General features: G+C 70.2%; 22 protein-coding genes. 1 reads left to right on the top strand and 21 read right to left on the bottom strand.

The window, feature by feature from the left end:
• Positions 1-16: 16 nt before the first annotated feature.
• The 17 genes from HEQ75_RS11210 to HEQ75_RS11135 all read right to left on the bottom strand — a co-directional run bounded on the left by HEQ75_RS11210 (position 17) and on the right by HEQ75_RS11135 (position 15,397).
• A complete protein-coding gene (locus tag HEQ75_RS11210) occupies positions 17-853 on the bottom strand; it encodes a cytochrome c oxidase subunit 3 (RefSeq protein ID WP_168030389.1) in 837 nt (278 codons plus the stop codon).
• Between the two features lie 93 nt (positions 854-946).
• The gene (locus HEQ75_RS11205; RefSeq protein ID WP_168030387.1) at positions 947-1,579 is read right to left on the bottom strand and encodes a cytochrome c oxidase assembly protein; all 633 of its coding nucleotides are present in this window, start codon (positions 1,577-1,579) and stop codon (positions 947-949) included.
• A gap of 5 nt (positions 1,580-1,584) precedes the next feature.
• Positions 1,585-1,713, bottom strand: coding sequence for a hypothetical protein (locus tag HEQ75_RS28765; protein WP_268887746.1), 129 nt, complete (start codon positions 1,711-1,713; stop codon positions 1,585-1,587).
• Positions 1,710-2,657 carry a heme o synthase gene (locus tag HEQ75_RS11200; RefSeq protein ID WP_168030385.1) on the bottom strand — a complete coding sequence of 316 codons (948 nt, stop codon included), beginning with the start codon at positions 2,655-2,657 and terminating at the stop codon, positions 1,710-1,712. Before HEQ75_RS11200 ends, HEQ75_RS28765 begins: the two co-directional genes overlap by 4 nt.
• A 3-nt stretch (positions 2,658-2,660) precedes the next feature.
• Positions 2,661-4,271, bottom strand: a complete 1,611-nt coding sequence (ctaD, locus tag HEQ75_RS11195; protein WP_168030383.1) for a cytochrome c oxidase subunit I — start codon at positions 4,269-4,271, stop codon at positions 2,661-2,663.
• A gap of 39 nt (positions 4,272-4,310) precedes the next feature.
• Positions 4,311-5,204 carry a cytochrome c oxidase subunit II gene (gene coxB, locus HEQ75_RS11190; RefSeq protein ID WP_209318495.1) on the bottom strand — a complete coding sequence of 298 codons (894 nt, stop codon included), beginning with the start codon at positions 5,202-5,204 and terminating at the stop codon, positions 4,311-4,313.
• A 281-nt stretch (positions 5,205-5,485) separates the two neighbouring features.
• Entirely contained in the window at positions 5,486-6,178 is a 693-nt protein-coding gene (locus tag HEQ75_RS11185; protein WP_168030378.1) for a class I SAM-dependent methyltransferase, read from the bottom strand.
• A gap of 155 nt (positions 6,179-6,333) precedes the next feature.
• A complete protein-coding gene (locus HEQ75_RS11180) occupies positions 6,334-7,209 on the bottom strand; it encodes a DMT family transporter (RefSeq protein ID WP_168030376.1) in 876 nt (291 codons plus the stop codon).
• 189 nt (positions 7,210-7,398) lie between these two features.
• Positions 7,399-7,866: a GcrA family cell cycle regulator gene (locus tag HEQ75_RS11175; protein WP_168030374.1), complete on the bottom strand. Its 468-nt coding sequence runs from the start codon at positions 7,864-7,866 to the stop codon at positions 7,399-7,401.
• A 149-nt stretch (positions 7,867-8,015) separates the two neighbouring features.
• Positions 8,016-8,981, bottom strand: a complete 966-nt coding sequence (locus tag HEQ75_RS11170) for an acetamidase/formamidase family protein (RefSeq protein ID WP_168030372.1) — start codon at positions 8,979-8,981, stop codon at positions 8,016-8,018.
• A 62-nt stretch (positions 8,982-9,043) separates the two neighbouring features.
• Positions 9,044-9,703, bottom strand: a complete 660-nt coding sequence (locus HEQ75_RS11165) for a hypothetical protein (RefSeq protein WP_168030370.1) — start codon at positions 9,701-9,703, stop codon at positions 9,044-9,046.
• A gap of 104 nt (positions 9,704-9,807) precedes the next feature.
• Positions 9,808-10,791, bottom strand: coding sequence for a magnesium/cobalt transporter CorA (corA, locus tag HEQ75_RS11160; protein WP_168030368.1), 984 nt, complete (start codon positions 10,789-10,791; stop codon positions 9,808-9,810).
• A gap of 66 nt (positions 10,792-10,857) precedes the next feature.
• The gene (gene mtnC / locus HEQ75_RS11155; RefSeq protein WP_168030366.1) at positions 10,858-11,559 is read right to left on the bottom strand and encodes an acireductone synthase; all 702 of its coding nucleotides are present in this window, start codon (positions 11,557-11,559) and stop codon (positions 10,858-10,860) included.
• On the bottom strand, positions 11,556-12,095 hold the full coding sequence (locus HEQ75_RS11150; protein WP_168030364.1) for a 1,2-dihydroxy-3-keto-5-methylthiopentene dioxygenase: 540 nt from the start codon (positions 12,093-12,095) through the stop codon (positions 11,556-11,558). Before HEQ75_RS11150 ends, mtnC begins: the two co-directional genes overlap by 4 nt.
• A complete protein-coding gene (locus HEQ75_RS11145) occupies positions 12,092-12,718 on the bottom strand; it encodes a methylthioribulose 1-phosphate dehydratase (RefSeq protein ID WP_168030362.1) in 627 nt (208 codons plus the stop codon). Before HEQ75_RS11145 ends, HEQ75_RS11150 begins: the two co-directional genes overlap by 4 nt.
• Entirely contained in the window at positions 12,715-14,685 is a 1,971-nt protein-coding gene (locus HEQ75_RS11140) for a TRAP transporter permease (RefSeq protein ID WP_209318494.1), read from the bottom strand. The genes HEQ75_RS11145 and HEQ75_RS11140 overlap by 4 nt, the downstream gene beginning before the upstream one ends.
• 442 nt (positions 14,686-15,127) lie before the next feature.
• Positions 15,128-15,397: a twin-arginine translocase TatA/TatE family subunit gene (locus HEQ75_RS11135; protein WP_168030360.1), complete on the bottom strand. Its 270-nt coding sequence runs from the start codon at positions 15,395-15,397 to the stop codon at positions 15,128-15,130.
• 399 nt (positions 15,398-15,796) lie between these two features.
• Between HEQ75_RS11135 and HEQ75_RS11130 the strand changes: the two genes are divergently transcribed.
• Positions 15,797-16,858, top strand: coding sequence for a TerC family protein (locus tag HEQ75_RS11130; protein ID WP_235961501.1), 1,062 nt, complete (start codon positions 15,797-15,799; stop codon positions 16,856-16,858).
• A gap of 514 nt (positions 16,859-17,372) precedes the next feature.
• On the opposite strand, the gene HEQ75_RS11125 is transcribed toward HEQ75_RS11130, so the two are convergent.
• The 4 genes from HEQ75_RS11125 to HEQ75_RS11110 all read right to left on the bottom strand — a co-directional run bounded on the left by HEQ75_RS11125 (position 17,373) and on the right by HEQ75_RS11110 (position 21,123).
• Positions 17,373-18,356, bottom strand: a complete 984-nt coding sequence (locus HEQ75_RS11125; protein WP_235961500.1) for a Bug family tripartite tricarboxylate transporter substrate binding protein — start codon at positions 18,354-18,356, stop codon at positions 17,373-17,375.
• A 63-nt stretch (positions 18,357-18,419) separates the two neighbouring features.
• Positions 18,420-18,926 (bottom strand): CHAP domain-containing protein, encoded by a 507-nt coding sequence (locus HEQ75_RS11120; protein WP_168030358.1) that lies wholly within the window; start codon positions 18,924-18,926, stop codon positions 18,420-18,422.
• 84 nt (positions 18,927-19,010) lie between these two features.
• Positions 19,011-19,925 (bottom strand): hydroxymethylglutaryl-CoA lyase, encoded by a 915-nt coding sequence (locus HEQ75_RS11115; protein ID WP_168030355.1) that lies wholly within the window; start codon positions 19,923-19,925, stop codon positions 19,011-19,013.
• Positions 19,918-21,123, bottom strand: coding sequence for a CaiB/BaiF CoA transferase family protein (locus tag HEQ75_RS11110; protein ID WP_168030353.1), 1,206 nt, complete (start codon positions 21,121-21,123; stop codon positions 19,918-19,920). The genes HEQ75_RS11115 and HEQ75_RS11110 overlap by 8 nt, the downstream gene beginning before the upstream one ends.
• Positions 21,124-21,346 lie beyond the last annotated feature (223 nt).

Genomic DNA, 21,346 nt, shown 5'->3' with positions numbered 1-21,346 from the left:
GGCCGGGATCGCGGGCTCAGTGCGCCGCGATCTCGCCGGCGCCCCACCAGTAGATGCAGATGAACAGGAACAGCCACACCACGTCCACGAAGTGCCAGTACCAGGCCGCCGCCTCGAAGCCGAAGTGCTTCTCCGGCGTGAAGCCGCCGCGCAGCGCCCGGATCAGGCAGACCGCCAGGAAGATGGTGCCCACGATCACATGGAAGCCGTGGAAGCCGGTGGCCAGGAAGAAGGTGGAGGGATAGACGCCGCCGGAGAACTGGAACGGCGCCTCCAGATACTCCACCGCTTGGAAGAAGGTGAAGAACATGCCGAGGAACACGGTCAGCGCCAGGCCGGTGATCAGCCCCTTGCGGTCATTCTCGAGCAGCGCGTGGTGCGCCCAGGTCACCGTGCAGCCGGACAGCAGAAGGATCATGGTGTTCAGCAGCGGCAGGTGGAAGGGATCGAAGGTGTGGATCCCGGCCGGCGGCCAGATCGCCGTCGCGGCTTCCGTCCCGGAAACATGGTCCGGGAACAGCGCGAAGTGGAAATAGGCCCAGAAGAAGGCCACGAAGAACATCACCTCGGAGGCGATGAACAGCATCATCCCGTAGCGCAGGCCAAGCCGGACCACCGGCGAATGCAGGCCGGCCGTGCTGCTTTCCTTCAGGATGTCGCGCCACCAGAAGAACATGGTGGCCAGCACGCCGGCGAGACCGGCGCCCAGCAGCCAGTAGCTGTTGTAATGCGCCACCAGGACGATGCCGAGCACCAGGGCACCACCGGCGAAGGCGCCGAGCAGCGGCCACGGCGACGGGTCCACCAGGTGGTAGGGATGCTTGTAGGTCGGGTGGCCGGATTCGCTTGCCATGGGTCGTCCTGGTATCCGTCTGGTCTCCGCACACCCTGGCGGCTGCGCGGCATAATCCTCAAAGCCCGGTGGTTTGCAAGTCTCCGCCGGGGTTCAAGGGGTGGGGTTCGGGCGGCGGCCGACATGCGGGCCCGCACTGGCCAGCGCGCCGGCACGCTCCGCGTCGTTCAGGCTGCGGAAGAAGGTGTAGCTCACCGTGATGGTGCGGATGTCCCGCGTGTTGGGGTCCTGCGCGATGGCCGGGTCGACCCAGAAGGCGAGCGGCATGTCCACGTCCTGGCCCGGCTGCAGCGTCTGCTCCTCGAAGCAGAAGCAGGCGGTCTTGTGGAAATACTTGCCCACCACCTCCGGCGTCACATTGTAGGTGGAGATGCCGGTGGAGGGCCGCGCGCCGGTGCTCACCGCCCGGTAGAAGGCCACCCCCTCCTCCCCCACCCGCAGGGGCATGGTGGGTGACACGGGACCGAAGCGCCAGGGCAGGTCGGGCTGGGTATTGGCGTTGAAGCGGATGGTCAGCACCCGCTCCCCCGCCCCCGGCGCCGCCGCCGCGCCGATCATCGGCGTGCCGTTGTAGCCGGTGACGCGGCAGAACAGGTCGTAGAGCGGCACCGCGGCGAAGGAGACGCCAACCATGCCGGCCACGACCGTCATCGCACCCGCCAGCATGCGGCGGTTGCGACGGGCGAGGCCCGCATCCTGCGGCCGGGCTTCCGGTTTCGGCGTCATGTCCCTCAGCCCCGCATCAGTCGGGCGGTCGCGATGAAGTAGAACAGCACCACCAGGCTGAGCAGCGCGGCCAGCAGGGCCAGGTTGCGGGCCCGACGGCGCTTCTCGAAGGCGGCGCGTTCCTCGGGCGTCATGCCAGCACCAGACGGTCGAGCGCCAGGGCGCCGAACAGGATGAAGAGATACATCAGGGAGAAGGCGAAGGTCTTCCGCGCCGCGGCGTCCTGCACCAGGCTGCGGCCCTCTTCGTCCTGCGCTTCCCGCAGCGTGCGGATGGCATGGTACAGGAAGCCGCCGCCAAGCAGCGCGGCCACCGCCGCATAGGCCGGGCCGGCGAAGCCGACCGCCCAGGGCAGCAGGCCGGAGACCGCCAGCACCACGGTGTAGATCAGGATCTGCCGCCGCGTCTCCCGCGCGCCAGCCACCACCGGCAGCATCGGCACGCCGGCGCGGGCGTAGTCACCATGCGCCCAGAGCGAAAGCGCCCAGAAATGCGGCGGAGTCCAGGCGAAGACGATGGTGAACAGGAGCCAGGGCACCAGGGTGGTGTCGCCCGTCACCGCCGCCCAGCCGATCACCGGCGGAAAGGCGCCGGCGGCGCCGCCGATGACGATGTTCTGGCAGGTGCGGCGCTTCAGCCACACCGTATAGACCAGCACGTAGAACAGGATGGAGGCGGCCAGCCAGAAGGCCGCCACCCAATTCGTCGCCAGCCCCATCAGCCCGACGGAGGCGGTGCCGAGCACGATGCCGAAGCCGAGCGCCGCATCCGGCGCGATGCGGCCGGCCGGGATCGGGCGCCGTGCGGTGCGCCGCATCAGGGCATCGATGTCCCGGTCGTACCACATGTTCAGCGCGCCCGCGGCGCCCGCCCCGATGGTGATGCAGAGCACCGCCGTCAGCCCGAGCACGGGGTGGATGGAGCCGGGCGCCACCAGCAGCCCGACCAGCCCGGTGAAGACCACCAGCGTCAATACGCGCGGCTTCAGCAGCGCGATCCAGTCGCTGACCTCCGACAGGTGGCTGCCGGATGTGGCGAAGGGGGCTTGCGCCCCCTCCAGGCGTGTCGTGCCGCTCATGATTTATCGGATGCGGGGGAGTTCGTCGAAGGAGTGGAAGGGCGGCGGGGAGCTGACCTGCCATTCCAGCGTCGTCGCGCCCTCGCCCCACGGATTCGCCGCCGCCTTGGCGCCACGGGTGAAGGTAACGAACAGCACGTAGAAGAACATCAGGAAGGCGGCGACCGAGATGTAGGAGCCGACCGAGGCCACCAGGTTCCAGCCCGCAAAGGCATCCGGGTAGTCCGGGTAGCGGCGCGGCATGCCCTGGTTGCCCAGGAAGTGCATCGGGAAGAAGGTCAGGTTCACGCCGACGAAGGTCAGCCAGAAGTGGATCTTGCCCAGAATCTCCGGATACTGGCGGCCGCTCATCTTGCCCATCCAGTAGTAGATGCCGCAGTAGATGCCGAACACAGCGCCCAGGCTCAGCACGTAGTGGAAATGCGCCACCACATAATAGGTGTTGTGCAGGATCTGCGTCAGGCCGGCATTGGCCAGCACCACGCCGGTCACGCCGCCGACGGTGAACAGGAAGATGAAGCCGATGGCGAACAGCATCGGCGTGTCGAACTTCATCGAACCGCCCCACATGGTGGCGATCCAGGAGAAGATCTTGATGCCGGTCGGCACGGCGATGACCATCGTCGCCGCCATGAAGTAGGCGCGCGTGTCGACGTCGATGCCCGACTGGAACATGTGGTGCGCCCACACGATGAAGCCGACCACGCCGATCGCGACCATGGCGTAGGCCATGCCGAGGTAGCCGAAGATCGGCTTGCGGCTGAAGGTGGACACGACATGGGAGACGATGCCGAAGGCCGGCAGGATCATGATGTAGACTTCGGGGTGGCCGAAGAACCAGAACAGGTGCTGGAACAGCACCGGGTCGCCGCCGCCGGCCGGGTCGAAGAAGGCCGTGCCGAAGTTGCGGTCGGTGATCAGCATGGTGATCGCACCCGCCAGCACCGGCACCGCCAGCAGCAGCAGGAAGGCGGTGACCAGCATGGACCACACGAACAGCGGCATCTTGTGCAGCGTCATGCCCGGGGCGCGCATGTTGAAGATGGTGGTGATGAAGTTCGCTGCGCCGAGGATGGAGGAAGCGCCGGCCAGGTGCAGGCCGAACAGCGCCAGGTCCATCGCCGGGCCGGTCTGGTAGGTGTCATCCGACAGCGGCGGATAGATGGTCCAGCCCGCGCCCGCGCCGCCGCCGATGAACAGCGAGGCGCCGAGCAGCAGGAAGGCCGGCACCAGCAGCCAGAAGCTGATGTTGTTCATGCGCGGGAAGGCCATGTCCGGCGCGCCGATCATCAGCGGCACGAACCAGTTGCCGAAGCCGCCGATCAGCGCCGGCATGATGACGAAGAACACCATGATCAGCCCATGGGCCGAGACATAGGCATTCCACATCTGGCCATCGGCGAAGATCTGCATCCCCGGCTCCTGCAGCTCGATCCGCATGAGCAGGGACAGGAAGATGCCGACCAGGGCCGCGATCAGCGAGAAGCCGATGTAGAGGGTGCCGATGTCCTTGTGATTGGTGGAGAACAGCCACCGGTTCACGAAGTTCGGCTTGTGGTCGTGATGGTCATGCTCGTGACCATGCTCGTCGTGGGCGTGTGCCGCGGTCGCCATGGGGGTGTGTCCGCTTCTGGTGTTGGCTTGGGGCCCGCCTTAGCGGCGGACCTCGGCGACGTTCATCTGGGTGGCAGCCGCGGGGGCGCCAGGGGCGGCGGCGAGGGAAGCCGGGGCCAGGCCCTGCGCGAAGCGCGTGCGCGCTTCCGCCGCCCAGGCATCGAACTCCGCCTGCGGCACGGCGCGCACCACGATCGGCATGAACCAGTGGTTCACCCCGCAGATCTGGTTGCACTGGCCGTAGAAGGTGCCCGGCCTGTCCGCGCGCATCCAGGTCTCCAGCGTCCGGCCGGGGATCGAATAGCGCTGCACGCCCAGCGAGGGGACGAAGAAGGAATGGATCACGTCCTGGCCGGTGGTCAGGATGCGCACATTGGCCCCCACCGGGATCACCAGGGGGTTGTCCACCTCCAGGTTGCGCATCTGGCCCGCCGCCAGGTCCGAATCCTGCACCGGGTAGCTGTCGAAGGTGAAGTTGCCGTGCTCAGGGTAGCCATAGTGCCAGTACCACTGGCGGCCCTGCACATTGACCGTGATGTCCGCCTCCACCGTCCGGTCCTGATAGTAGATCAGGCGGAAGGACGGGATGGCGATGACCACCAGGATCAGCACCGGCACCACCGTCCAGGCGATCTCCAGCATCGTGTTGTGGCTGGTGCGCGACGGGTTCGGGTTCGCCGCCGCCCGGAAGCGCCACATGACATAGGCGAGCAGGATCGCGACGAAGATCGTGATCGCCACGATGATCCAGAACACCAAGCTGTTGAAGGAGGAGATCGCATCCTTGATCGGGCCGCCGGAGGCCTGCAGGCCCATGCCCCAGGGCTGCGGCGCGCCGATCATCGCCTCCTGCGCCAGGGCCGGCGCGGCCAGCATGGCCACCGCCGCGGCCAGAAAAGCCCGCTCCACCAGGCCGGACAGCCGGCCTGTCATTCCCCGAATCGCCCCGATCACGTGCCGCATCCTGTCATCCCATCAGCGCACCGCGTCGCGCGCCGAAAGCTGCTGCCGGCCGCATGGGCCGTTCGCGCGCCTCTTCCGCCGCCGCCGCGGCAGGTCGCGCTGGGGCCGGACCATAGTGGCCGGTCCCGCACCGCACAAGGGACGCATCGCCTGCATCGACCAACTCACCCGACCTGCGGAGGCGACGCTGTGCCTTTGGTAAGGTTAATAATTTCCGTCCACCGGCCACGCGGGCAGGCCCCGCCTGCCGATCAGGCCGCCGCCGCCAGCGCCGCTTCCGGCAGGTTCCGCACCCGCACCAGGGTGAACAGGCCGCCGGGCTTGCAGGGCTCCATCGCCTCCACCTGCACCAGTCCCGGGTCCAGCAGATCGCGCAGCGCGAAGTCCGGGTGCCAGCCCAGCAGGCGCGACAGCGGCGCCATCGCCCGCTCCACCCACCAGCGCGGGCCGTCTTCCGCCGCGAAATGGTTGACGAACAGCAGGTGCCCGCCGGGCCGCACCACGCGCGACATCTCGCCGAACAGCCGCTTCGCATCCGGCACCACGCTGGCGGTGAACATCGCCACCGCGATGTCGAAGGCGCCGTCGGCGAAGGCCATGTGCTCGGCGTCCATCTCCGCCAGGCCGACGACCTGGCCGAGTCGCTCCTCCCGCACCCGCTCGGCCGCCTTCTCCAGCATCTCGCGCGAGAGGTCGATGCCGACCACGCGCTTGTCGCCGCGATAGCGCGGCAGGGCGAGGCCGGTGCCGACGCCCACCTCCAGCACCCTGGTGCCGGGCAGACGGTTCACCTCGGCCACGGCGCGGCGGCGCCCGAAGGCGGAAACGCCCCCGAACACCGCATCATACACCCCGGCCCAGCGCCGGTAGGCGTCACGTACCCCCGCGGCATCGAGCGCTGCGCGCGGGTGGTCGCGGTCGGGAGCATCGGTGCGGATGGTCATGCCAGGCCAATTACAGGAATGTCCATGGGGCTAGTCCTTCAGGGGCCTGTGACGCAAGCCCGGAGTTGCAATGCCAACGCAACCTGTCTGCCATCGTCGCGTCACAGGGACGCAACGAGCCACCGGGGTGGCCCCGGGGACACGCCCGGCCTGCCTCAGTGTGGGGCAGGCCGGGACCGGCGTTCCGGGACCGCCACCAGGATGCCGCCCGCGGCGATGATCCCGGCGCCCAGCAGGGTCCAGCCATCCGGCCAGTCGCCGAACACCAGCACGCCGGCCAGCCCGGCCCAGATCAGCTGCGCATAGGACATGGGCGCGAGGACCGAGGCCGGGGCGCGGGCGAAGGCCAGCACCAGGATGCAGTGCCCGGCCGCCCCCAGCAGGCCGAGCGCGGCGAAGAGCGGCCAGTCCAGCGCCGCCGGGGTGACCCAGACGAAGGGCTGCGCCAGGCCGGTGACCACCAGGGCGGCGATGGAGGTGTGCACGAAGGTGGTGTGCGGATCGTCCACCCCGGCCAGCTTGCGGGTCAGCAGCTGGTAGAAGCTGTTGGCGATGGCGGTGACCAGCGGCAGCAGCATGGCCCAGTGCAGCGCCTCCCCGGTCAGGAAGGGCGGGCGCAGCGCCACCATCACACCCGCAAAGCCGATCGCCACCCCCACCCAGCGGCGCGCCGAGACCTTCTCCCCCAGCCAGAGCGCCGCCAGCGTCACCACCAGGACCGGCGCGGCGAAGGAAACGGCGGTGGCATCCGCAAGGGGGATGTAGATCAGCGCCACGGCGATCGCCGCATTGGCCGTGGCCAGGCACAGGCTGCGCAGGGTCTGCAGGCCGGGCGCCCGGCTGCGGATCGGCACCTTCCCGGTCCACAGCTTCAGCGCCAGCATGACCAGCGCGGTGTGGAAGACGAAGCGCACGAACATCAGCTGCGGCACCGGGTGGCTGGCCACCAGCACCTTCAGCAGCGAATCCATGGTGACGAACAGGGCGAGCGCGACGAGTTGCAGCAGCACGCCCTGGAGGGATCGGGACATGGCCGATCCTATGCCCGTCCCGGCCGCGCCCCGGAACCGCCAGTCCCGCCACGGCGGACCCGCGCCCCGGGCGGGACGCCCAGGACGATCTGGTGCGGGACGCCCGGCACGATCTGGTGCGGCAGGCGCATCGCGGGGCGCGGCGGGATGCCCGGCGTGCGGGGCGCCACGCCGCCCCGCCTCATGGCCTCAGGCCGCGTCCTCGCGGCGGTCGCGGGCCTTAACATAGGCCACCGCGGCATGCTGGCTGCAATAGGGCTTGCCGGAGGCCGCCTCGGCCGAGCAGAAGCGGAATTCCGGCGTCCCCGGCTCGCCGATCGGCCAGCAGCAGCTGCGCATCGCACTGAGGCGCGGGAAGGCCCGCACCACGCCCGAAGCCGCCGCGACCGGCGCCGTGCTGCCGGAGGCTGCCGGGGCCAGCGTGCTGCGCGGGGCAGGCCCGGCGGCGCGCGGCAGGCGCGGCGTCGTCGCCTGGGCCGGGCGTTCGGCCAGCGTCTCGCGCCGGATCGGGCTGGGGCGCGCCGGCAGGTTCAGGCGATGCGCCTTGCCGACAACGGCGTTCTTGGAAACGCCCATGCGCCGCCCGATCTCCGCCGTCGAATGCCCCTCCGCCCAGAGCGCCCGAAGCCGCTCGATGGCCTCCGCCGTCCAATCCATGCGCTCTCTCCAAGGCCCCGCCTGACACAACATACGGTAGGGCAACGCGGGGTCCGCCTACAAGTTGTAGAATGGCCCGGAGCGCATGATTCCTGTGGACAGAACTGGCCGCCGCCTTGCCCGGGGCGGCGGAGGCCGGTTCGGGCAGGCTAGAAGAAGAGCCCCTTCCGCAGCATCCCGTGCACCCCCTTCTCCCCGTTCACCGTCTGGGTGACGTGGAAATCCACCGCCAGCGAGCAGAGCTGGTAGGCATCGGCCGGGGAGACGTTCATCCGCGCCACGATGAAGCCGATCATCTCCCGCAGCGCCTGCTTCATGGCAAGGTCGAGATCCTCATGCATCCCCATCGAGATGTAGTGGGTGGCGGTCTCCGCGCGCGGATAGCGCAGCGCCGGGTCCTTGGCGCCACCGCCCTTTTCCAGGGTCAGGCGGAAATGGCCGGTCAGGCACATCTCCAGCGCGTTGATGCAGACCTCGCCATCGCCCTGCACGCCATGGCCGTCGCCGGCCGAGAAATTGCCGCCGGGCACATGCACGGGCAGCCATAGGGTGCTGCCCTCGGTCAGTTCCTTGTTGTCCAGGTTGCCGCCATGCGCCCGCGGCTCCTTGGTGGAAATCGCGCCCCATTCGCTCGGCGGCGCCACGCCCATCACCCCGAAGAAGGGGCTCAGCGGCAGGGTGACGCCCGGGCCCACCGGCACATGGCCGGTTCGCGCCGCGCGGTCCACCGGGATGTGCAGCATCCGCGCATAGGGGAAATCCTCCGGCAGCGTGCCGAACAGCGGGCGGAAGCCGCAGAAGCCCCAGTCCCAGCCCAGCTCGATCTTCTCGATGTCGATGCGCAGCACATCCCCCGGCTCCGCCCCCGTCACCGCCACCGGGCCGGTCAGGATGTGCGGGCCGAGCCTGGGCGGCCTGGCGGCATGGATCGCGGCCAGGGCCGGCGGCACCTTCAGCCCGGTCTCCGGCGCCGGCATCACCTCCGGCGCGCCGGAGACGCATTCCAGCACCACCAGGTCGCCGCTCGGGATTTCCAGCAGCGGGGCGAAGCCGGCATCGAAGGCGCCCCAGCGCACGGTCTCGGGCGTTGCGGCGATGCGGTGGGTGGCGGGCATGGCGGGCGACCTCGGCTGCGTTGGGGGTGGGGCATGCAGTGCAGCAAGCGGTTGCGCCGGGGTCAATGCGGTGCCGCATCCCCCAGCCGGCTGCTCAGCACCCGCTGGTCGGCCGGGCAGACGCGGCCCAGGCGGCGGTATTCCTCGGGCGAGTCGATCGCCGCATGCGCCTCCTCCCGCGCCGCGCGCAGCCGGGCCAGCACCGGCTCCACCGCCGCGGTCAGATCCTCCTGCAGCGCCTGGGCGGCGGCGGCGGCATCCGGCGCCCGTGCCTCCGCCCGCGCCGCCCAGGCACGGGCGGCGCTGCGCAGCCCCTCCGCCGCCTCCCGCAGCGTGCGGCGGTTCACCTCGGCGTGGCGGCGCTCATGCGCCAGCACCTGGCGCGCCAGGCAGCCATTGCGCGGAATCTCCCGCGCCAGGCGGATGCTGTGCTCGGCATGCACCAGGCTCAGCCGGATCTCGAAGGGCACGCCGCAGACCGGCCCGCCCGGCCGCCCCTGGCTGCGCACCGTGATCTCGCTGCGCCATTCGACCCGCGACAGCGTCAGGCCCAGATGGTGCAGCACCGTCCCGGGGGCGTCCTCCGGCACCTCCGCCAGCTGGCGCAGCCGTTCGGCGGAAAGCGGCGGCAGAACCCGCGCATCGGGGTCCGACAGGCTGACGCGCAGCAGCGGCGTGCCCCGCGCCGGGCAGGCCACGGGCACGGGCACCGGCGCCGGCATCGCGCCGCCCTGCCCGGTCGCGGGGACGGGGAGCAGCAGCAGCAGCAGCAGGGCAATCAGGCAAAAAGGCGCGGCGCCGCGCCGGCGGGGACGCGGCGGCAGGGTCAGAGCCAGCCCTTCCGCTTGAAATACAGGATCGGCAGCGCCGCCGAACACACCATCAGCAGCAGCGCCGCCGGATAGCCGAAGCGCAGCCCCAGTTCCGGCATGTACTCGAAGTTCATGCCGTAGATGCTGGCGATCAGCGTCGGCGGCATCAGCGCCACGCTGGCCACGGTGAAGGTCTTGATGATGGCGTTCTGCTCGACATTCAGGATGCCCAGCACCGCGTCCAGCAGGAAGGTCGCCTTGTTGTTCAGGAAGCCGGCATGGTCCACCAGGGACCGCACGTCCCGCACCAGGGTCTTGATCAGCACCTGGTTCTCCTTGCGGATCACCGTCGCCTTCTCGGCGCTGACAAAGGACAGGATGCGGGTCAGGCCCAGCAGCGTGTCGTTGGCCCGCGTCGTCACCTCCCCCACCTGGCCCAGGGTGATCAGCGCCTCCCGCAGGTCGTGGTCGCGCTGGTTCGCCTTCACCTTGGTCCGCGCGCTGCGGAAGGAGGCGGAGGAGGCGCGGTCCATGTCGCTGCCGATCCGTTCCAGGATATCGGCCAGCCGGTCCACGATCTGCTCGAACAGGTGCAGCATCACCGCGTCCGGCGTCGCCACCAGGGCGGGGCTGCGCTGGCAGCGCAGGGCGAAGACGCTGAACGCCTTGGGGGTCGCGTAGCGCACCGTCACCAGGGCGGTGTTGCTGATGACGAAGGTGATGGGGGTGGAGCCGTATTCCCCGTTCTCGACGCCGTAGAGGAAGTTGGCGGTGAGAAACAGCGCCTCCTCCTCCCGGTACAGGCGGGAGGAGCTTTCGATCTCCTGCATCTCCTCCCGCGTCGGGATTTCCAGGCGGAGCGCATCCTGCACCGCCTTTTCCTCCTCCGGCGTCGGGTTCAGCAGGTCGATCCAGACGGCGTGGACAAGGTCTGCAGCGGGCAGCACCCCATCGCGCAGGGCGAGCCGGCCATCCTCGACGGCGTAGGTCGTCATCATGTCGCGATCTCCCGCCCGGGGCAGCCCGGGGCATCTAGCCTGCCCCGGTGGGGGCTGTCACCCTTGTCAGGAGGCCGCCGGAAACGCCGGCAGGGGCAGCCCGAAGCGCCCCGCCACGGCGGGGAAATCCGCCGCCTCGGGATGCCGGAGGCCGGGCAGGGTGCCATCCTGTGGCCGCACCAGCTGGCAGGTGGAAAGCCCGGCCAGGCGCGCCGCATCCAGCTCCTCCACCACATCGGACAGGAACAGGATGGCGCCGGGCGGCACCGCCAGCGCCTCGGCGATCGCCGCATAGGCGGCAGCCTGCCGCTTGGCGCCGATCCGGGTGTCGAAGAAGCCGTCGAACAGCGGCCGCAGGTCGCCGGCCTCGGAATGGCCGAACAGCAGCTTCTGCGCGCCCTCCGAGCCCGAGGAATAGATCGCCAGCCGGACCCCCGCCGCGTGCCAGGCGCGCAGGCAGGGTGCGACATCCGGCCACAGATGCCCGCGCAGCCGGCCATCGGCGAAGCCGGCTTCCCAGATCAGCCCCTGCAGGGCCTTCAGCGCCGTGACCTTGGCATCCGCCGCCATCCAGCCGCGCAGCGTCGCGGCCCGGTCCGGACCCGGCACCTCGTCCAGGATCGCCGCCACCTCCGGCTCCGTGCCGCGGGCCGCCAGGAAGGCGTCGAGCTCCGCCTCGGCGAACGGAAAAAGCGTGTCCTTGACGAAGGCGATGGCGCTGGTGGTGCCCTCGATATCCGTCAGCACCACCGCCGGCGGGGTGCTCATGCCGTGGCGGCGGGAAAGCGCGCGGCCATGTCCGTGCCGGTGTAGTGCGGCGTCCAGCCGGCGGTGTCGGTGAACACGCGCAGCACGGCGAAGTGCGGGTTCTCCCCGGCGTCGAACCAGTGCTTGGAATTGGCCGGCACGGAGATCAGGTCGCCCGGCGTGCAATGCGCGTCGAACACCTTGCCATCCACATGCAGCACGAAATTGCCGGAACCGGCGTGGAAGAAGCGCACCTCATCCTCGGTGTGGATGTGCTCCGACAGGAACTTGGCGCGCATCGCGTCCTTCTGCGGGTGGTCCGGCGTCAGCTTGATGACGTCGGCCGTGCCCGCCCCGGTCTCCCCCATGAAGGCATCCAGCCGCGGGCGATAGGCTTCCAGCACCGCTTCGGCCGGCGCGTCGGCCGGCAGGTCGGCCAGCAGCCAGCGCTCGAACCGCACGCCGATGGCGGCCAGCGCGGCGGCGATCGCGGCGGGGTCCTCGGTGACCTGGATCTGCGCGTCGGTCGCGGCGTCCCAGACGGTCAGGCGGCTCATCGCAGGCTCCTTTCTTCCAGCGCACAGCGCAGCATGAATTCGAGACCCTCCATGCGGGCCAGCGCCATGGGCATGTCGGGCGCCCATACATAGGACCCGTGGCCGCGGATCAAGTAGCCGGGCGGGATGGCACCCATGCCCTCGGGCATGGCGTCCCACAGCGCATCCAGCCCGCGCTGCATCCGGGCGATGTCCTGGTCGTTCTCCACCACCGGCAGGTCCACGCTGGCGTCATGCGTGGGCAGGCCGGGAAACACCTTCAGCAGCTCGTAGCCCGCCAGCGTCAGGCTCGGGCCGCCGGCGCGGGACAGCACGGTGTTGGCGATGGAATGGCCATGCAGCACGGCGCCCGCTTCGGGGAAGCGGCGGTAGATGCCGCAATGCAGCAGCGTCTCGGCGGAGGATCGCTGCGCCGGATTCTCGGCCACCCCGTCCAGGTCCACCACCATCACGTCGTCCGGGGTGAGGAACCCCTTGTGCCGGCCGGAGACGGTGACGGCCAGGCGCCGGTCATCGAGGCGGACGGAGAAATTGCCCGCCGTCGCCGGCACCCAACCCAAGGCATCCATCCGCCGCCCGGCGGCGACGATCGCCGCCGCCGCCGCCGGGAACGCCGCGCTCATGCCGCCCGGGGCGCCGGGCGGGTGGCCGGGTAGCTGCGGTGCTGCCAGGCCAGCAGGGCCACCGCGATGGCCAGCCCGCCCAGGTCGGTCCACAGTTCCGGCACCATCAGCGCCAGGCCGGTCAGGCCGGAGACCAGGCGCAGCGGCAGGGCCAGGGGCCCGTTCAGCATCCATCCCTCGGTCGCGCAGGCCAGCAGGAAGACGCCAAGCCCGGCGGTGGCCACCGCCTGCAGGATCACCGGCAGCTCGCCCTGCGCCAGCAGCGCCGGGGAAAGCCAGAACATGAAGGGCACGATGAAGGTGGCCAGCCCCAGCTTCACGGCGATCATGCTGGTCTTCCACATGTCGGCGCCGGCCATGGAGGCGGCGGCGAAGGAGGCCAGCGCCACCGGCGGCGTGATCGCCGACAGGATGGCGAAGTAGAAGATGAACATGTGCGCCACCAGGGCCGGCACGCCGATATTGATCAGTCCCGGCGCCACCACCGCGGCCGCGATGGCATAGGCCGCCGTGGTCGGCACCCCCATGCCCAGGATGATCGCCACCACCATGGCGAACAGCATGGCCAGGAATTCCGAGGAAGCGGCGACCTCCAGCAGCATGTTGGCGAAGCGCCCGCCCACGCCGGTCAGCCCGATGACGCCGGCGACCAGCCCGGCCGCGGCGCAGACGGCGATCAGCTGCATCACTTCCTTGGCCGATCCGGCCAGCGCCCGCTCGATGGCCTGGAGCAACTCCACGAAGGCGCCCGCCACGCCGGCCACCAGGCCCTCCCGCCGCAGCACCAGCCGGTGCACCAGGAAGGTGACCAGCATGATGCCGATGGTCGCCGCGATGCCGGTGGCCGCGGCACGGAAGGGCGAATAGCCCATCACCAGCATGACGATCATCAGGATCAGCGGCGCCGCCATGTAGGCGCGACGGCCGAGATCCACCCAGCGGGGCAGATCCTCCCGCTTCAGGCCCATGATGCCGGCGCGGCGCGCGTTCAGGTCGCAATGGATGTAATTGGCCAAATAGAAGAGCAGCGCCGGGATCAGCCCGGCCAGCGCGATCTCGGTGTAGGCGATGCCCAGCACCTCGGCCATGATGAAGGCGCCGGCGCCCATCACCGGCGGCGTGATCTGCCCGCCGGTGGAGCTGGTGGCCTCCACCGCCGCGGCGGTTTCCCGCGAATAGCCGACGCGGCGCATCATCGGGATGGTGAAGGTGCCGGAGGCGACCACATTGGCGACCGCGGAGCCGGAAATGGCGCCGAACAGGATGCCGGAGATGACGGTGACCTTGGCCGGCCCGCCACGCGCCCGGCCGACCAGGGCCAGGGCGAAGTCGTTGAAATAATCCCCGGCCTTGGAGGCGGTGAGGAAGGCGGCGAAGGTGACGAACAGGATGATGAAGGTGGCGGACACCTGCACGATGGTGCCCAGCACGCCGTTGTTGTTGAACAGCTCCACCACCGCCTGGTCGAAGGCGATGCCGCCGTGGAACAGGATGCCCGGCATCCAGGGCCCGACGAAGCAGTAGGCGATGAACACCACCGCGATCAGCGGCATGATGAAGCCGGCGGTGCGGCGGGCGAATTCCAGCACCAGCAGGATGCCGAGGCTGCCCACCGCGATGTCCTGCCAGTTCGGGCCCATGAAGGACCGCATCTCGATCCCGTCGGCATCCAGGATGTAGTGCAGCGGCACCAGCAGGCAGGGGATCATCAGCAGCCAGTCGTACCAGGGCACGCGCGTGCCGGCGCCGCCCTGGCCCTGGGTGGCCACCGGGGCGAACAGGGCGAAGCCGAGGGCGGCGCCGAGGAACACATGGACCGCGCGTGCCATGGTGGGATCGACGGGCGCCACCAGCAGGATCCACATGTGCCAGAGCACGAAGGCCACGGCGCCGGTGCGCCAGGCATAGCCCTGCCAGCCCGCCAGTTCACGGCGGGCGGAGGCGAATTCCATGTCGTCGATCTGCACCACGCCCGGGCTGGCGCCTGAGGCTGCGGCCGTATTGGCAAGCGTCGACGCCGCCGCCGCGGGACCCGAAGCCGGTCCACCGCCGTCCATTGCCGGCCTGTTCATTCTTGAAGCCCCCTAAACGCAAAACGCCGGCCCCGGATCCGGAGTCGGCGCGCGACCTCGCCTTGTGGCAAGGCACGTCCATTATGGGAGCAGGATAGCGCCGCAGGGGCGGTAGGGGCAACCGGGGATGCAGCGCGCCACTGGCCCACCCGCCGGGGACGGCGCGCCAGGATCGACGGCGCGCCTGGCATGCGCCGGGGCATGCCCCGGTATTGACGTCAGGCTGGCGGTGACCCGGGCAGCAGCCAGGGGCGATCGCCGGCCGGGCCGAACCCCGAAGGTGGCCCGACGCCGAGCGGGACCGACCCCGGCGATGCCGGCCCCGCGAAGCGCCGTATCAGGCGGCCGGGCGGGACGGGTTGGTCTGCTGCGCCGGGGCCGCATGGGCCGGCGGCGCGGCGATGGTGCCGGCCGGCTGCGCCGGCGTCTGTGCCGAGGCGTCGGCCGCCATCGAGGCGTCCTTGTCCTCGTCTTCCTTCATGTTCGCCTTGAACGACTTGATGCCCTTGGCGAGGTCACCCATCAGCCCGCTGATCTTCCCGCTGCCGAACAGCAGCAGGACGACGAGCAGAACGACAAGCCAATGCCAGATGCTGAACGAACCCATAGCGACGCCTCGATCCCGTGAGCGGCCCGCCCGTTGCGGGGGGCCGGATTGCCTCTGGGTCGGACAGTAATCCGCCCCAGCGTCTTCCGCAAACCGCAGATGGCCTGCCGCGGGTCCCGAGACAACCGGCCACGGCCCGATTTCCGCGCCGCGGGCCGATTTCAGCCGCCCTTGGCACATGGCTGAATTATTTCCGGACGTTCATTTTACCCCTTGAAGCGCCGGGATGCCGCAACCACCTCGCCGCCTGATCCGGGCCCCTCTGGCGGCTCGGGCGGGGTTTTGGCCCCGCCCCCGCGATGTCGGATCGCCAGAGACTGCCACGACCCCGGCCCGGATCGTGACACCCGCGCCGGGGTGCACCTGTGATGTCGCGCCCCACCCGGGCGTGAAATCCGCATGACCCGGAGCGAAATCTTCATGGAATTCCTGCTGTTGGAATGGGTCGGCAAGCCGATCTGGATGTGGCTCGGCTTCCTCGGCATCGTTTTTGCCCTGCTCGCCTTCGACCTCGGCGTGCTGAACCGGGAAGACCGGGAGATGGGCATTTCGGAAAGCCTGTGGCTCTCGGCCTTCTACATCGGCTTCGCCATGCTGTTCGGCGGCGGGGTCTGGTGGGCCTATGAGGCGGGGCACCTCGCCACCGAGGACGGCACCCATGCCGGCATCACCTTCTTCACCGGCTTCTTCATCGAGAAGGCGTTGTCGATCGACAATGTCTTCGTCATCAGCCTGATCTTCGGCTTCTTCGCCATCCCGCGGAAGTACCAGTACCGCGCCCTGGTCTGGGGCATCGTCGCGGTGATCGTGCTGCGCGGCCTGATGATCGGCATCGGTGCCGCGCTGGTTCAGGAATATTCCTGGCTGCTGTTCATCTTCGGCGCCTTCCTGATCGGCACCGGCATCAAGATGATGGTGGTGCCGGAAGGGGATTCCGACATCTCGAAGAACCCGGTGGTGACGTTCCTGCGCCGCCACATGCGGGTGACGAATGACCTGCATGGGGAGAAATTCTTCGTCCGCCAGCCGGACCCGAAGACCGGCCGGATGGTCGCCTGGGCGACGCCGCTGTTCCTGGCGCTGGTGGTGATCAACCTGGCCGACCTGGTCTTCGCCGTGGACAGCGTGCCGGCGATTTTCGCCATCACCACGGATACCTTCATCGTCTACACCGCCAACATCATGGCGATCCTCGGCCTGCGCGCGCTGTACTTCGCGCTGGCTGCCATGGTGCACCGCTTCCACTACCTGAAATATGCGCTGGCCATGGTGCTGGTCTTCATCGGCGCGAAGATCTTCTGGAACCAGATCTTCGGCAAGGTGGAGCCCGCCATCTCGCTCGGGGTCACCGCGGCGCTGATCGCGGGCGGCGTCGCCTATTCGCTGTACAAGACCCGCGGCGCGCCGCCGGCGGCCAATGCGCTGGAGGCCGAGCGGGCGGCGATGGACCGCGCCGGCTGATCAGGCATCGCCCTGGTCGGAACCTGTGCCCGCCAAGCCGGCGATCGAGGCGGTGATCGGCCACGATCACCCGGGGGCACCGCCATCCGGTCCGGTCCGGACCGGGCCATGCCGGGCGCGGGCTGCCGCGCCTTCGCCGTCAGCTTCACGGCGTTCTCGAACATCGCCTCCGGCGCGGGGTCGGGCGTCCCCGGCAGGGCGCCCTCCCCCTGCCCCTCCGGATCCCCGCCCTTTCCGCGTCGTCCTTCGGGCCGAAGCGATGGAGCCAACGGGGCGAGCCCTCATCCGGGCATTTCTGGCATTCGCGGATGTTCAGCCGGCTGATGTTCGGCCTCGGCAGCATCTTGCGGATGCCGAGGCCGGTGATCTTCCGCAGCGCCAGCGCACAGGCATGGGCAGGACCGGTCGAACGCGGCAGGCCGGCCGCGGCTTGGCGGCGGGCTGCGCCACCTCCGCGTGGTTTCGGCACCGGCCTGGCGGCGCGCCCTCGGGCGCGGCCGCCATTCGCCCGGCATCAGCCGTCGATGCGGATGCCCAACCGCCGGATCATCCCGCCCCAGCGATCCGTCTCCTCCGCCAGGAAGGCGACGGCCTCGGCCGGGGTGGTCGCCATCACCTCGAAGCCGGCGCTTTCCAGGCGCTGCCGCGCGGCCGGGGCGCGCAGGGCGGCCTGGGCCTCCGTCGCCAGCCGGGCCAGGCGCTCCGGCGGCGTCGAGGCCGGGGCCACCATGATCTGCCAGCCATAGGACTCGGCATTGGCCAGCCCCTGCTCCGCCAGCGTCGGCACCGTCGGGGTAAGGCCAAAGCGGCCGGCGGAGGTGACGGCCAGCGGCCGGATCTGGCCGCCGCGCACCTGGCCCATCACCGCCGCCGTGGTCACCACCATCGCCTGGATCCGCCCGGCGATCAGGTCCACCGTCGCCTGCGGGAAGCCGCGATAGGACACATGCAGCATGTCCATCCCGCCGGCCTTGGCCATCAGGTCGATCATGCCGAGATGCCCGCCCGAACCGGGGCCGACGGAGCCGAAGGCGAGCTTGCCGGGGTTGGCGCGGACATGGGCGATGAAGCTGGCCAGGTCGCGCGCCGGCAGGTCGTTGTTCACCACCAGGAATTGCGGCCCGCGCACCAGCAGGGACATCGCGACCAGGTCCTTCACCGGGTCATAGGGCAGGTTCGGGTAAAGCGCCGGGGCGGTGGACAGCGGGCCGTTGATGGACAGGCCGATGGTGTGGCCGTCCGTTGCCTTCGCAATCGCATCGGTGCCGATATTGCCGCCCGCCCCGGCGCGGTTGTCCACCACGCAGGGCTGGCCCATCACCTGGCCCAGATGCTCCGCCACCACGCGGCCGGTCAGGTCCGGCGAGGAGCCGGCCGGGAAGGGCACCACGAAACGCAGCGGCCGGTCCGGCCAGGAAGGCTGGGCGCGCAGCGCAGTGCCGGCGAGCAGCGGCGTGGCAAGACCGGCGGCAACCAGGCCGCGGCGGGTGATGGACATGCGTGATCCTCCGGTTCGTTGGCGGACAGGATGCCCCGGTGGGAGGCGGGCGAAAAGGGCGGTTCAGAGACCGGCCGTGCGCGTTTCCGCATGCACGAAGCCGTCCGCCGGATAGGCGGTGCGGCCCAGCCCCGCGATCGGCGGATACCACACCCGCACCAGCGACCAGTCGTTGCGCGGCGAGACATCCACCACGCGCTGCGCGGTGGCGATCCGCCCGCGCGCCGCGCCACTGGCCCAGTTGGCGTGGTCCACCAGGATCTCGCGCCCGCTCAGCACCTGCGTCACCACCGAGAGATGCCCGGAAGCGAGCCGCGCGGTACGGCGCAGCACCAGCACGCTGCCCGGCCGCGGCGCCTGGCCGCGCTGGTAGCGCCCGGCCGCCGCATCCCACCACTGCCAGGCATCGCCCGACAGCGCGATGCCGGAGCGAGCGCGGGCATAGGGCACGCAGGAAATCGGCTCCCCGAGATGCGGCCGCAGCGGCGCCACCACCGCCGGCGCGCCAGGCCGGCTGCTGCCGCAAGCGGCAAGGGCGAGCAGCAGCAAGATGGGAAGAACGCGACGCATGGCGCTGATTCTACCAGCACAGCCCGATCGTTGCGAGGGGCCATGCCAGCAGCCGCCCGGCCCTTGGGGGGAAGCGGGGCGCGATCACGCCGCCTGGCGCGCCGCCGGCACCGCCCGCATACGCCCGCCCGGCAGCGCGCCCGGGATGGCGGCGGCGAAATCGGCGGCGTCCAGCAGCCCCGGCCAGTCCACCCCGGTGGCCACGCCCATCCGGGCGAACAGCCAGGCCACATCCTCCGTCGCCACATTGCCGGTCGCCCCCGGCGCGAAGGGGCAGCCGCCGAGGCCGCCGGCGGCACTGTCGAAGACCCGGCAGCCGGCCTCCCACGCCGCGGCGCAATTGGCCACGCCCATGCCGTAGGTGTCGTGGCCGTGGAAGGCGAAGCGCGGCGCGCCATCGGCGCCGGGCCAGCTGCGGATGGCGTGCGCGAGGACGCGTCGCACCTGATCCGGCGCGGCGTTGCCGGTGGTGTCGCAGATGCTGATCTCGATGCCCTGGTCCAGCGCCTGCACCCGCTCCACCCAGTCCAGCGCGTCCTCCTCCGGCACCACCCCCTCGAAGGGGCAGTGGAAGGCGCAGGAGAGGTTGAACCGCACCTTCATCCCCGCCGCCACCGCATCGGCCACGATCGCCGACAGGTCCAGGAAGCTGTCCATCCGGCTGCGGTTCACATTGGCCTTGTTGTGGCTTTCGGTGACCGACATGAAGACACCGACGCGATGCGCGCCGGCCGCCTTCGCCATCTCGAAGCCGCGGCGGTTCGGCGCCAGCACGGTGGCCTCCAGCCCCGGCAGGCCCAGCGCCGCGGCCAGCACCGCGCCGGTGTCGGCCATCTGCGGCACCGCCTTCGGGCTGACGAAGGACCCCACCTCCATCCGCCGCAGCCCGGCCGCGTGCAGCCGGCGGACCAGGTCGATCTTCGTCGCGGTGGGCACGAAGGGGCCGATGGATTGCAGCCCGTCGCGCGGCGCGACCTCCGAGATCATCGCCTCAGCCATCCTGCGTCTCCCCCAGCAGATCCTTGAACACCTGGTCGTTGTGCGCGCCCAGGGCCGGTCCGGTCCAGCGCACCATGTCGGGCGGGCTGATGCCATCGAAGCGGAAGGGGGCGGCGGGGTGCAGCAGGGGCCCGATCAGCGGGTCCTGCACCTCCATCACCGTCTGCCTGGCGCGGAAATGCGGGTCCTCCGCGCAGTCGCGCATGTCGTACAGGCGGGAGCACGGGATGTCGGCGGCTTCCAGCACCGCCTCGGCCTTCGCCGCCGGCAGGGTGCGGGTCCAGCGGCCGATGGCGGCATCGATCTCCGCCATATGCGCGCAGCGGCCGCGATTATCCGCGAAGCGCGGATCCGCCCCCATCGCCGGATTGCCGATCGCGTCGCACAGCCGCTTGAAGATCGGGTCCGAATTGCCGCCGATGCACAGCCATTTGCCGTCGGCGCAGAGATAGGTGTTGGTCGGCGCCGCGGTGAGGATGGCGGATCCCGCCGGCTGGCGCACCGCGCCGGTCAGCCCGTATTCGGGCAGCATCCCCTCCATCAGGCTGAACACCGCGCCGACCAGGTCGACATCGATGATCCGCCCCTTGGCCTCGGGGTTGCCCTTGATGTCCCAGCAGGCGGCCGTCACCGCCAGCGCCGCGTACATCCCCGCCAGGTCGTCGCTGATGGAAACGCCGCAGCGCGGCGGCGGATGGTCGGTGACGCCAGGGGTCGCCGTCAAATGCCGCAGACCGCCCATCGCCTCCCCGATCGAGCCGAACGCGGGCTTGTCGCGGTACGGGCCGTCCTGGCCGAAGCCGGAGACGCGGGCGATCACCAGGCGCGGGTTGATGCCGTGCAGCACCGCCGGGCCCAGGCCGATGCGTTCCAGGAAGCCGGGGCGGAAATTCTCCACCAGCGCATCCGCCCGCGCCACCAGCCCGCGCATCCGCGCCCGCCCCTGCTCGGACTTCAGGTCCAGCGTGACGGAGAGCTTGTTGCGGCCATGGATGCTGAACCAGACGGGATGGCCGTTATGCCGGCTGCCCCAGCCGCGGATCGGGTCGCCATCCGGCGGCTCCACCTTGATGACCTCGGCGCCGAGATCGGCCAGCAGCCGCGTCGCGAAGGGCCCGGCGATGTAGTGCCCCAGCTCCACCACCTTCAGCCCTGTCAGCGGCAGCCCTGCCAGCGGCAGCCCCGGCTTGCCCGTCATGCGGTCCATCCCCCCAACCCGTCGCCGCCCGGCCATAGAGCATTTCGCGCCGGCACGGAATCGGGGTGGGCGCGATGAAGCGGACGCAGGCGCAGCCGGCATCGAATGAATCCGCCTGGCATTAAGCGTTATGGCAACAGTCGGGAAACCATTCCCGGCGCATAACAGGCCTGGGGTTGCCGAGCTTCCGCACCCCGTCTCTCCCTTGGGATGCCGGCTGCCT

Source organism: Falsiroseomonas selenitidurans (assembly GCF_012103215.1).
GTDB classification, from domain to species: Bacteria; Pseudomonadota; Alphaproteobacteria; order Acetobacterales; family Acetobacteraceae; genus Falsiroseomonas; species Falsiroseomonas selenitidurans.
The sequence above is the reverse complement of the archived record's forward strand: the minus strand, read 5'-3'. Positions and strand labels throughout refer to the sequence as shown.